Consider the following 12419-nt stretch of genomic DNA (forward strand, 5'->3'; position numbering starts at 1 on the left):
CGGGTTAGAAGTAAGAGATAGTTATAATTGATTCCTCTAATAAATACTTCAAACTAATTTCTACTCATTGGATAAACCTTGTATTACCAATTACTAAAGAATCTAAAATGAGGATTTTTTAAAAGAAACTAACGAGATATCAAACCTTTAATCATTTAAATTGATATAAGAAGAAAATATATCATATTAAAAACTGATCGCCGTAAATGAACTGCCCCGTTAATATGAGGCCCAGTAAAAACACCTAAACTGCCATTGTCCGATATTCAATCGGAGAGTGGCAGTTTAATTTTTAGAGGACGAATGCAGTTGTAATAATATATATAATTCAAAGTAACTTCCTCTTTAATAAATTCCATCTTAGGTATCTTTATTGGACTCAGAAGCTATCCGATTTGCTTTATCATCCAATGTATGAAATTATTGAGGCGAAAAATACTTCTTGTATGTAAACCAATAAATATACTTTAGAGAATGAAGGGAACTACCGCTATGGACCAAAATATAACTGTTTTAATCTGTGACGATAATATCGCTGTCCATGAGAGCATCAACGCTTATCTAGAGGCAGAGGGCATGAAGAGTGTATCGGCTTACGACGGTGAAGAGGCACTCCGACTCCTTCAAGAAAACCATTACAATCTGGTGGTGCTTGATATCATGATGCCTGGCATCTTTGGGACCGACGTCTGCAGGGAAATTCGCAAAACGAGCGATATTCCCATTATTATGCTTAGTGCAAGAAGTGAAGAAATGGACCGCATCATCGGCCTTGAAATTGGGGCGGATGATTATCTGACTAAACCTTTTTCTCCGCGGGAAGTCGTCGTGAGAATTAAAAAGATGCTAAAACGGGTGCAACCGAAAAAAGAAAACGCTCACTACTTGAAGGCTGGAAATTTGTCGATTGATCTTGACGGATATGAAGTCCTCGTCAATAACCAGGAAATCGAGTTGACCCCAAAAGAAGTGGAGGTACTGGCGTTCCTAGTCAAAAATTCTGGGAAAGTAATCAACCGGGAAGAACTGCTGCACAAGGTCTGGGGATATGATTATGCAGGCGATACACGTACAGTGGATACGTTGATCAAGCGCATCCGTCAAAAAGTGGCTAAAGCCTCTCCCGATTTTTCCATCAGGTCCGTCTACGGTGTCGGCTATAAGTTTGAGGTAGGCGTATGAAGCGGTTATTTTCGAGCAAGCTTTGGATTGCCATTGTCATCTTAGCTATTTTTATAGCTGGACAACTGCTGGGGGCTTTCGCCATCAAGCATTACTTTACCCAATCCAAAATCGAGGAACTACAGCCGTCCCTTTCACTGATCGAGGAAGAAGTAGCGAATGGAGAAAAAATAAGCAGAACCGAGGATTATTTAATCAAAGCCTATGATGTCTATGGCCAGGAGATCGCTGTCTATCACGATGCCTCTGTCGCATCTGGTGCGGATGCCAAAGTAAATAAGAAATTAACTTCCTATTTGCCAAAAGTCATTAGCGGCAAAACCGTCGTGGAATTTAAGGAAGTGCCGGGATATTCGGCACAAGCCATCCTGATTGGGCAACCGCTCGTCCAGGATAACAAGGTGATGGGCGGCATTTATATATTAAAAGAGGCACGCGCTTATCAAGCGGCATTGAATGGTTTCTACCTCGTCTTCTTTGTAACGTTGGCTATCGGGACGATCATCATCTTGGTTTTTCTGGCATTGTTCATCAAAGAGAAGAATCAGCTGGAACAAATGCGCAAAGACTACGTAGCCAATATCAGCCACGAACTGAAAACGCCGCTAGCCTCCATCAAAGCGTTGACCGAGACCCTTTCGGACCATGTCGTGACCGACCCGGAAAAAATCGACCAATACTACAGCATCATCTTGCGGGAAAGCGCCAGATTGGAAAAGCTGATATCCGATTTGCTGGAATTGTCGAGGCTGCAGCACAAAAAAATGGCATTCGCGAAATCACCGATGAACACCCGAGAGGTGATTAAGAAGGTGGCAGAACCGTTTGCCATCTTAGCAGACGACATGGATCTCCAATTCCATATCACGGAGCGGGCGAAAAACTTGCCTATGACCTTTTCAAATGAAGACCGCATTACACAAGTGCTGACTATTTTGCTGGATAATGCGTTTAAGTTCACGCCGGAACAGGGGACCGTGACAATTGACGCCAAAACGACAGCACGGAAAGCGGAAATCATGGTTACCGACAACGGACCAGGAATTTCAAAGGAAGTCCTTCCTCATATTTTCGGACGGTTTAACAAGGAGGATCTTTCGCATACGAGTGCCGGAAGCGGCCTTGGGCTTTCCATTGCGCTTGAAATCATGGAACAGCTTGGGGAAAAGATCAGTGTTGACAGCCAAAGCGATTCAGGAACCACTTTCACAATCACACTAAAAAAAGCCTGAAATACTCGGCAGAAAAACGTGCGTTTTACCTCGTTTTTCTGCCATTTTTGTGCCACATTGTTTTGTTATGATCAATTTGTCGAAAGAACAAACAAAACAATTAGGAGTGATTCGAAGTGAAAAAAGCAACATCGACTCTTTTATCCATAACCCTTGCAGCAACATTGTTAGCCGGATGTTCAACAAGTGATTCTGAAAATAAAGCAGAAACAACTGAAACAACGCAAGCCGCAGAAACAAAGCAACAGTCCCCTGAGGCAGAAGCAATTGATGCATCATCTATTGATAACAAGCACTTGGATGTCGAATACGCCGGCCCGTTTAGCGCGCAAAAGCTCGATATCTATTTGCCGAATGAAGGCGAAGGGCCATTCCCGGTCATTGTCGCCATCCATGGCGGCGGCTTCATGCGAGGGGATAAAACGGGACCAGACATCGCGCCGATGTTGGAAGGGGTCAATCGCGGATACGCGGTCGTGTCGGTTAATTACCGACTGTCAGGCGAAGCGCTCTTCCCTTCAGCCATCAGTGATGTCAAAGCCGCAATCCGTTATGTGAAAGCAAATGCGGAAGAATACAATTTGGATCCCGAGAAAGTGGCGGCATGGGGAGGCAGTGCAGGCGGAAACTTGGCGGCACTAGCTGGGACGAGTGGCGATGAGGATTCATTGAATGGCAGACACACCGAAAACCTGGAGTATTCTTCTGAAGTACAAGCGGTCGTTGATTGGTACGGCCAGATCGACTTTTTGAAATTGGATGAGCAGTTTGAGGAATCGGGAATTACGCCAAAAATGGGTAAACGAAACAGAGATGAATCCCCGGAAAGCAAGTACATCGGCGGCAATATCACCGAGAAAGTGGAAGAAGTGAAAAAAGCGAATCCGGCAACGTACATTACCGAAAATGATCCGGCCTTTTTCATCCAGCATGGAACCGCGGATCCGAACGTGCCGACGCAGCAATCCATTGATTTCGCCGAAAAACTGACCGCTGTATTGGGAGAGCAAAAAGTGGAACTTACACTTATCGATGGCGCTGTCCACGGTGGGGAGCCATTTAATTCTGAGGAAAACTTGGAAAAAGTATTCGATTTCCTAAACCAAGAATTAAAGTAAATGAAGTGGGTGGCGAAGTTGCCGCCCGTTTTTATTTGGCTTAGTAGATGTTGTCGTTCTTAACAGGCCATACACTGGAAAGTACACCAGCTACCGACTAGTAAATGATAGAAACTAAATGCTAATATTTTCTCTTTAGTTAACATATGAGGGCTTATCAGAAGGCATTTAAATATCATGGGAGAAAAGATATGCTGGGATCAGCCTCTTTTCTCCCTTTTTGTCTGTGAACGTGTACTTTTACGAACGGTTAATTAAGTATTAGTTATAAAGTATCTCTCATTCCCTATGATAAAATCAGTTCCCGGAAGTCGTTAACCCCAAATTTAAGCACATAAAAAAAGACCCTACACCTGTAGGGTCTTTTTTTAGCTATTATTAAGCTTTTTGAACATTAGTAGCTTGTAGGCCACGTTGTCCTTGTTCAATTCCAAACGTTACATTTTGACCTTCGTCTAAAGATTTGAAACCTTCGCTTTGGATTGCTGAGAAATGTACGAATACGTCATCTCCTGCTTCACGCTCGATAAATCCAAAACCTTTTTCTGCATTAAACCACTTAACTTTACCTTGTTCCATAATTGTTGCCTCCTAGTGCGGCTATCCACACAATGTGTTACTACCCTTGCTCAAATACCTTAGACGAAAAACAAACTTTATTCTCAATCTGAGAATGAACAAAAATAATTCTTTTTTATAATAGCAGATAATTCACAAAATTGATAGCAAAGGACATCGATTCAATTACTCAAATAGTTTGTATCACGTATATACACCAGGTTAACATGTCATGACGTTATCGGAAGTTCTTTAAAAACAAATACAAGAAAGGAAAAGGGAAGCCAACTTATCAGCTTTTCCTCTTCCTTTCATATAAAATCACTTATGGTTTAATGCTTGGTTGATAAATTGGTATAGCTCGCCATCTATTTCATATTGCAGTTCGTTACCTGGGTTTTCGGCGTGGAAATGTTCGGCTTGCTTGCGGAAAGTCCTATCGTCTTCGGAAAAGGCATTCACGATGTCATTCCATTTTTTCGCTAAATCTTGTACTTTTTCATCGGAAGGAGAAGCACCTTTTTCTTTTTCCAAACGAATTTCCTTGATAAGACCGTTAAACTCTTGCTCGGCCTGCTTTAAGAGTTGTTTATCAGCATTCTCATATCTGCTTTCCATGGTATCCAATTGCTGCTTCGAAAAGTATTTTTCCTTATTCATTTTCAGCGCCTCCATTAATTTAGTAAGTTCTGGAATCGACATGGTCCGATTGCTGCGCGCAGCCGATAACGCATTTTCCAGCTCTGCTACTAGTTTTTGCTGAACCTCTATCTCTTTTTTGACGCGGGAAATTTGGGTTTGCAAAATCTCTGCAACGGTTTGTTCCTCCGGATTAGACAACAGAAGTTGTATTTCTTCTAACGACATGCCCATCTGCTTTAAGGACAAAATTGGCTGAAGACGGACCAAATCTGCTTTCGTGTAAAGCCGATGCCCTGACTCCGTATACTGAGAAGGTGAAAATAAACAGATTTGATCGTAATAGCGTAAAGTTCGAATCGTTAAACCCGCCAATTCGGCAACTTCTCCGACTTTCCAATGTTCCTTCATTCGCTTAGCCTCCATTTAACAACATTTCTATTCACCAACTAAAACCGAGAAATTCGAAGTTAGAAGAGTTGCTGCATCTCCTTTTGCTCAAACGTGTAGGTTTTCCCGCAAATATGGCAAAAAGCTTCAATGTCTTCCTTTCGTTCAATGCTCCGTTTGATTTCCTCTTCACTCAATGAATAAAGCATGCCATAGAACATTTCTTTACTGCATCCGCAGAAAAATTGACTGGAGCTATGGCCAATAATTTTTGCATCCCCAAACAACTGGGTTAACGCTTCTTCGCTGTCACTCGCTTCTTCAGCGTTTAGTTTACTGAAAATATCCGGATTGGCTTTCACAATCATTTTCACTTCTGAAAGCAGTTGTGGTGGTGCACCGGGAAGCAGTTGTGCATATAGTGCATGGCTGGAAAGAAGGGAACCTCCCTTATCCAACTGAATGTCGGAATAAAGATAGGTCGGCGTCTGATCACTCTGCACAAAATAGTTGGCGATATCATCCGTGATATGTTGATTTGGCATATCGGTAATGCTGGTGAATTGATTCATCTCAGAACCCTTTATGACACGGATCATCCCAGAAGGTCCAATCAAATCTTGCATCGACTTTTCTTCTATATTAGAAGATCTCAAAAGTTCCTCGTTCAGGTATCCTCTGACATTTCCATTGGCTTCGGCTTCCGCAAAAATCTTATGGCGAGTGTTGCTCAACGTTACCTGGAGGCTCATTCGCTGGTTCCCTTTGAGCGTACCAGAGAGTATGCTCATTGCTGATATCGTTTTGCCTAACAGTAGTTTAAGCGGTTTAGGAAGTTCCTGGTTTAAGGCATAGATATCGCGAAGCAACTGGGAATTATCAATAAAATATAGACGAATCTGTTCTTCTTTAATTAATGCCTTAACAATGGCATTTTGCACAACGATTCCCCCCTTTTGCAAAAGTAAGCTAGTTTCACTATAAAACATTACCCTACGTAAGGTTCAAGGGGAAAATAAAATTTTCACGATATTTTTTTTTAGTTAACATATGAGGGCTTATCAGAAGTTTTTATATACGAAGTAAAGAATTCGAAAGACCAGTGACCTCTTTATTTAAGGTTACTGGTCTTTTAAAATTTTATGCAAAATAAAACTTGAATTGGTGCAATTTATCTCTAAAAGTGACAACGTTATTATTATTTGTTTATATTTTATTCATTTTGAGTGTACTTTTACGAACGCTATTACTTCCAAAATTATCTAGCTATTATTTTTAGTTCTGAGTATATTTAGTATATGAATTTCAATTTTAATTACATGAGACAAAATTTCAACAATACATGAAGCAAGTGAGTAGAGAAAGACCATTATTCTAACATAACTTATGTGCAGTTAAGTTATATTCACTAAGTGATGAATAGGGGCGGGGTAGAAATGAAAAGAGAAGACAGAAACTTCGCAGAGAGAGTTTTAAAAAAACTGCTTATTGGAAGTCAACTTGATGGTTTCCAATTTGGTATTGGTCCAGGGGGAGTGCGTGTCTGTTTTTCCCATTATTCTAAACAAGGTCCAGACCAATTATGGTTGAACATCGAAGTAAAGAAAATTGCGATTATTGCTAGTGATGAGCAATTAACCACAGTTACTAAAGAAACCTTAGAAGAACTCGACGATGAAGAGTCGTTTCAGCTGCTGTTGAGAAATCGGAGAGATAAAGTGAAAGATATTTGGCTCGGAGAAGATTCACCACATTTATATATATCGCTTGAGTCCGGAAAAGTATTGTATGTAAATGGACATGATGAAAACTATGAGTGTTGGCAAGTTGGAGATAATCATGGATATGGGGATGGTGACTGGTTGATTGTGGCTGTTCCAGGTAATGAAATCGCCATATGGAGTCCTGAAGAGTTTAAATAGGATCAGCTAGGAAGAGAAAGTGATAGTAACTAAATGTGAATTAAGTTACTATCAATTTTAAGAAATTTCTTTTCAAAAAAGGAGCATATAAATTGATGAATCTACAAGATTATTTGCATACTACTTTTCCAGGACTGGTTTTAAGACCAAGCCTTTATCTTCAATGGAAAACAGGCATTCATTTCGAACTGGGATTAGGGATTTATCAGTTTGAAGAAGGGGACAAACTGAATATGCATCGGTTTGAAAATGCATACAAGCAAACTTTGGCAATCTTTAATGACCTTTTTTCTGAAGAGGATGAATTGGTTTTAGTAACGAATGTTTATCACCAAAAAAACGCCAATGGAAGAACAAAGCCGTTCAAGGTATACAAAAATGGCGTCAAAAATAAAAAGTTGACCTTACAATTAAAGCTGAACACACTTCCCTATGTTTTCGATGAGGAAGAAGAAGCGGACGACTATTATACGGCGCAGTATCAATTGAAATGCAAGAAACATGATTTACGTTACCATCAGCTGATCCAGGCTGCCTGTAACGAAGATTTTCCCTTGAAGCCCAAATTCAGAAGAGAAAAGGGAATGTATTATCCTGATACTTTTTTCATCAACCTCACCAAGAATACGATCTTCTTTATTTACGATGATCGAGGCTGTGAAGTAATTGCCGCGGATAAAGAGACATTGCGTCCGTTGTATGAAAAATACGCTGAGTGGCTCTATGAATATAACCGTGACGATATGAAACAGTTATTTTCGTAACCAGTTACATTCCATAAGACCAGACAAATGAAAAATCCCTACCTGGTCTTTATTATTATTCTGATACTCACAAGACCGATAATGAAATGATCAACTACCGGTAGTTTAAAAATATGAGTAGTCTCAACAGCAATCCCAAAGCGATTTTTCTTACTTTATCTGTCGAATTCATGTAGTAGTTAACGGTTATTTTATAGCATTAAATCATTAGAAGTACTGATATATAAGGATTTCCGAAAAATGTTGGCTGGGATAAGGAACATCTACTTTAAATCCTGCATATGCTGAATCGTCTATATTTTTACCGCGATTTTATAATAATTACGCCTAATACAAAAACCACTTGTGGTTCTAAAAGTGATTCTCCTGAATACAACTTAACTACCAGTAGCTAAATAAACATAAATTTTATTAGACTATTGGTAATCGTTTTATTGATTCTGAATGTAACCTAAGTACAGTTAAGTTACATTCACACTGAAAAATTCCAGTAGAAACGCACTGAAGGAGTGATGGCATGGAGAATCTGGCTATTGATTTTGAATTGGATCCGTTATTGAAATTAGATAAAAAGCTAATTCGACAGAAAAACGGAAAATTATTGATTGATGTGCAAGGGGAATTAACCATTCATATCGGTCATTCGTGTTTCTTTCATGAACAGTCCTTAGCGTTGCTTGAACTGGGAATTGCTTTAAAAAAGTGGAGAGTGAAAGATTCCGAAGGAGAAAATGATTTTTATTACTTTACGATGGAACATGATGAAAGAGAAGGACCCATCTTAGCTTTTGTTAGAAAAAGCGAAAATGAATGGCAGCTGTTTTCAATTTGGCAAGAATTTGAACACAAAAGCACAATAGCTTCTGATGTGTTGTTAAAAGCAGTAGACCGATATTTAACTAAACTAGAAGATACTTTGTTGAGGAAGTTCAATATCAAGTATTCATACTTCACTCGATTCTGATAAATTGAATGTAACTTATTGTGAATTAAGTTACATTCAAAACCCCAGAAACTGAAAGCTTAAGGAGGGATGATAGATGAGTCTAGAACATGAATTTTTCTTAGTGCCCAATACAGTGGCCTATCCAGAGTTGATGAAACGCAATGAACAAAATGTAGACATTATTGACTCTATAGATATACCAGACGATTTGATTCAATACATAGCCGATTCTTTGAACTGGATTCCATGTAAAAATCCAGCGATATCGATGACGAAAGAAGACACAGGAATAAATTATTATGGGGTGACTCTTTTTGATCAAACGTCAGCAGCAACTTTGAAAAGTATCATCACGGCATGGCACTCTTTATTTATGAATTTCCCTGAAAGGCTGGAGCTGACTGGGGAATTCGTGTATTCTTCCAATAAAAAAGTGTTGGGCGGGCGTGAACGTCTAGTATTTTTTAGAAATGAGGTGCTTGAATTATTGAAAAGGCTGCTGTCAATGATTGAGAGATTGGAAGAAGAGAGCCTCTATCTTTACCATTTGGGAATATGAAAAACGAATGTAACTTATTAGCAATTAAGTTACATTCAGTTTGTTTACCAAACACTTTTATGAATTTAAAAGGGGGAATAATTAAGTGGCTGAATTTGAAAATTATTCTTTTTCTCGATTATATAGAGACGAAAATATTGAATTCTTTTTTATTGTAGGAGTAAATGATTCGGATGATTTTGATGAATATTGGGATGGGAGATTAACGGAAGTTGTAGGATACGCTGTGATTTATCTGGACTATAAAACAGAGAAACAAAAAAACTTTATCTTTTTAATTGATAAGACGAATAGAGAATATGACAACATAGTCAGATATACAAAGCGATTTATTCAACAGATGAGTCTATCCGAAGAAATTTCAGATAGAGAAAACTTTAAAATCTTAAAAACCGAAGTAAAAAAGAGAGTTTTGGAATACCCCTATAATGCTTTTATAAAGATGGTTGTAAAAAGTGAAATTCCAGAATACGACGCTAAATAATTTTTTGTTGAATGTAACATAATACTAATTAAGTTACATTCAAAAGGCTATTCTGTCCGACATTAAAGTTGGAATTGTGAAGGACATAGTTTACATATCAATGAGTTATCGGAAGCTGCAAAATAGAAGGGAGACATTTGGTGATTTCTGAATGTCTCCCTTCTATTTAGTACACACCAACAATGAGTGTAACCAATGCCTGTAACCATTCGATTAATGGGAAGAAAGAAGAAACAACAAATTCAAAATCCATCTTCCAAGAGCTGCATTAACAGGAAAACGACGCCAAAGCTTCTGGTGCCAACTGTTCAAGAGATGTTGTTTAATTCATACTTGGCGGAGCTCATTGCTTTAATCCATAATTAACGAGCTTTCCCTTAGTTTATAAATTAGGAATGTAATTATGGAGACATTGACCAATAAAAGAAGATGAAATGTGAAACTGAAATCCAGTATGATTAAAATCCCGGTAATAGAGAGGAGACATGTACTGAGAATAGCGGTGATTATAGTGGATTTACCCTGCTTGATTACTTCCATCTCACTGGACCAGTTATAATTAGGGAATTTCAAATTGACAAAGAAGCCCACAATGCTGACAAGAAGTAAACTAGTGATGGTAAAAGAAATGAAGAGCAGTGAATCCAATAACGATGAACTGAAATTTTGAGTATAGACCAAAATAGCACAAGCTAATCCGGGCACAAATAGCAGCACGTTTAATGCGATCTTGGCTTTTGCAAGGTCCATCAAAGAGAGCGGAGACGTCAACAAAATCCAGATGCTTTGGCCTTCAAAAGATAGGCTTGATGAAGTTGTTGTGGTCAAAAGAATGCATACAGTAGTAAATAGTATGAAGATATACTTGCTTGATAACGTGATAATTGACAGTTCCAAGGTATAGTCATACAACAGAGGGGAAATATTGAACAAGTAAGCCAGGCTGCCAATTAGTAATAGCGCAGGTGTTAGTACCGTATTGCTGACATAGGTGATAGATGATAGATAAAGTTTCAGCTCTTTTGAGAATAGATTTTTAAATAAACTATTGGAAGAAAGTGTGCTAGAATCACGAGTTTTCCTTTTTGACGAAGTAGAGTAGCTTGCAACTAAGAAAGCATATCTTTTAGTAAATACGTAGCCGGTTATGAGAACAAGAGCGAGAGTTATTCCTAGTATGCACACTAAATTGAAGAAGCCAACTTCTGATGTAGAATTGCTAATGATGCCGAATAAGTAGAGTGGAGAACTATTGGAAAAAATGTCTTTGTAATTTAATGAAGCAGAGTTGTACGTGTTGTATAAAAGAGGTGAAAGGAATAAAAAGAATGTAAGCAAAGCTTCGATCACATTACTATGGATTCTTAAAAAATTAAGGAGAACTTTTACTGCTAATGAAATGATGAATGTTGTTGCGATAACTAGTAAAGGGAGGATCACAACAAGAAGAAGACTGGATAATAGTACGAACCAGAAGTCGGGAAGAATGAACATATGCAACAAGATGCCAGCAAAAACGGCTATTGCAGCAACGAGTAAATAAAGGATCAGGAGTTTGATTACATTAAATAGCTTGGCTTGCCACAATGGCATGGGCAGGCTGAAAATAAGTTCAGTATCTGAAGAAAAAATCAATTTTTTAAGGCCGCTTAAGATGGTCCAGAACCCCAAGGCCCAAAACAAAATGGACGAAAGAATCGGAAAAAACAACATGGATTCTTCGCGGATGTACAAATCAAAGGCGATATAGACAATATAGCCAATGGCCATGACAACAGCGGCACAATAGCCCGCCAACGTAAGAACAGCATGCTTTCGGTCGTCCTGATTAGTGGATGATCCCAATCTGTAAAACTGAAAATCATTTGCTAAGCTATACTTTTGCAATTGGATGAGCTTACTCATGTGCTGTGATGCCCCTGAATTTTTCACTTAAGCTACTTTCGGACAATAGATTGATCATCGTATCATTGACGACCACTTCGCCGTTGTGGATCATGACCACTTTGTTGCAGAGCTTTTCCGCTACTTCTAAAACATGAGTCGAATACAACACAATGGATCCTTCAGCTGCCCGTTTCTTCATTTCTTCCTGTAAAAAATAAGTGGCGTTCGGATCCAATCCGACAAAGGGTTCATCCAATATGATCAGTTTTGGATTGTGCATAAGGATGGAAATGAGCACCAGTCTTTGTTTCATGCCATGCGAATAGGTAGAAATCAACTCATGGATAGCACTGCCGAAATTGAGCTTTTTCAGCAAAGTGTTCAATTGCTCGTTTATCGTCGCGTTATCAATTTGATAAATGCTTCCAATGAGTTCCAAGTACGAATACCCCGTCATGTTTCCGTAGAGTACAGGAGTGTCGGGCGAATATCCGACGATCTGTTTAAATTCTTGTGGGTTTTTCTTTATACTCACGCCATCTAATTCAATATCTCCTTGATCGAAGCCATGAATGCCCACGATGGATTTTATGGAAGTCGTTTTTCCTGCCCCGTTCATGCCGATGAAAGCGCAAATATCGCCTTTAACCAAATCTAAGGTTAAGTTCTTAATGCCTTTTTCAGATCCTTTGTATAACTTGGTCAAGTTGTTAATCGATAACATTTGAACCAGCCTCC

13 protein-coding genes are annotated in these 12419 nt (G+C 38.9%); 8 read left to right on the forward strand and 5 right to left on the reverse strand.

Annotation, left to right across the window (positions count from 1 at the left end):
* Positions 1-492 precede the first annotated feature (492 nt).
* From QMA01_RS09230 to QMA01_RS09240, 3 genes are all read left to right on the forward strand, one after another.
* The gene (locus QMA01_RS09230) at positions 493-1182 is read left to right on the forward strand and encodes a response regulator transcription factor (protein WP_290183791.1); all 690 of its coding nucleotides are present in this window, start codon (positions 493-495) and stop codon (positions 1180-1182) included.
* Entirely contained in the window at positions 1179-2414 is a 1236-nt protein-coding gene (locus QMA01_RS09235) for a sensor histidine kinase (RefSeq protein ID WP_290183792.1), read from the forward strand. Before QMA01_RS09230 ends, QMA01_RS09235 begins: the two co-directional genes overlap by 4 nt.
* A 116-nt stretch (positions 2415-2530) precedes the next feature.
* Positions 2531-3532, forward strand: a complete 1002-nt coding sequence (locus QMA01_RS09240) for an alpha/beta hydrolase (protein WP_290183793.1) — start codon at positions 2531-2533, stop codon at positions 3530-3532.
* A gap of 378 nt (positions 3533-3910) precedes the next feature.
* Here the strand turns inward: QMA01_RS09240 and QMA01_RS09245 are convergent, their stop codons facing one another.
* From QMA01_RS09245 to QMA01_RS09255, 3 genes are all read right to left on the reverse strand, one after another.
* A complete protein-coding gene (locus QMA01_RS09245; RefSeq protein ID WP_290183795.1) occupies positions 3911-4111 on the reverse strand; it encodes a cold-shock protein in 201 nt (66 codons plus the stop codon).
* A 300-nt stretch (positions 4112-4411) separates the two neighbouring features.
* On the reverse strand, positions 4412-5140 hold the full coding sequence (locus QMA01_RS09250; protein WP_290214828.1) for a MerR family transcriptional regulator: 729 nt from the start codon (positions 5138-5140) through the stop codon (positions 4412-4414).
* A gap of 59 nt (positions 5141-5199) precedes the next feature.
* Positions 5200-6060: an Hsp33 family molecular chaperone HslO gene (locus tag QMA01_RS09255; protein WP_235197648.1), complete on the reverse strand. Its 861-nt coding sequence runs from the start codon at positions 6058-6060 to the stop codon at positions 5200-5202.
* 495 nt (positions 6061-6555) lie between these two features.
* Here QMA01_RS09255 and QMA01_RS09260 point away from each other — a divergent pair, with 495 nt between their 5' ends.
* From QMA01_RS09260 to QMA01_RS09280, 5 genes are all read left to right on the forward strand, one after another.
* Positions 6556-7041, forward strand: coding sequence for a hypothetical protein (locus QMA01_RS09260; protein ID WP_191714808.1), 486 nt, complete (start codon positions 6556-6558; stop codon positions 7039-7041).
* 95 nt (positions 7042-7136) lie between these two features.
* Positions 7137-7805, forward strand: a complete 669-nt coding sequence (locus QMA01_RS09265) for a DUF3885 domain-containing protein (RefSeq protein WP_290214991.1) — start codon at positions 7137-7139, stop codon at positions 7803-7805.
* A gap of 517 nt (positions 7806-8322) precedes the next feature.
* Positions 8323-8769, forward strand: a complete 447-nt coding sequence (locus tag QMA01_RS09270; protein ID WP_191714809.1) for a DUF7878 domain-containing protein — start codon at positions 8323-8325, stop codon at positions 8767-8769.
* A 76-nt stretch (positions 8770-8845) separates the two neighbouring features.
* A complete protein-coding gene (locus QMA01_RS09275; RefSeq protein ID WP_290214829.1) occupies positions 8846-9310 on the forward strand; it encodes a hypothetical protein in 465 nt (154 codons plus the stop codon).
* 85 nt (positions 9311-9395) lie between these two features.
* Positions 9396-9794 (forward strand): hypothetical protein, encoded by a 399-nt coding sequence (locus QMA01_RS09280; protein WP_290214830.1) that lies wholly within the window; start codon positions 9396-9398, stop codon positions 9792-9794.
* A gap of 351 nt (positions 9795-10145) precedes the next feature.
* Here the strand turns inward: QMA01_RS09280 and QMA01_RS09285 are convergent, their stop codons facing one another.
* Positions 10146-11699 carry a hypothetical protein gene (locus tag QMA01_RS09285; protein ID WP_290214831.1) on the reverse strand — a complete coding sequence of 518 codons (1554 nt, stop codon included), beginning with the start codon at positions 11697-11699 and terminating at the stop codon, positions 10146-10148.
* The gene (locus QMA01_RS09290; RefSeq protein ID WP_290214832.1) at positions 11692-12405 is read right to left on the reverse strand and encodes an ABC transporter ATP-binding protein; all 714 of its coding nucleotides are present in this window, start codon (positions 12403-12405) and stop codon (positions 11692-11694) included. Before QMA01_RS09290 ends, QMA01_RS09285 begins: the two co-directional genes overlap by 8 nt.
* Between the last annotated feature and the right edge of the window lie 14 nt (positions 12406-12419).

Origin of the sequence: Planococcus notacanthi (assembly GCF_030407825.1) — a bacterium.
In the GTDB taxonomy this organism is placed as follows: Bacteria; Bacillota; Bacilli; order Bacillales_A; family Planococcaceae; genus Planococcus; species Planococcus notacanthi.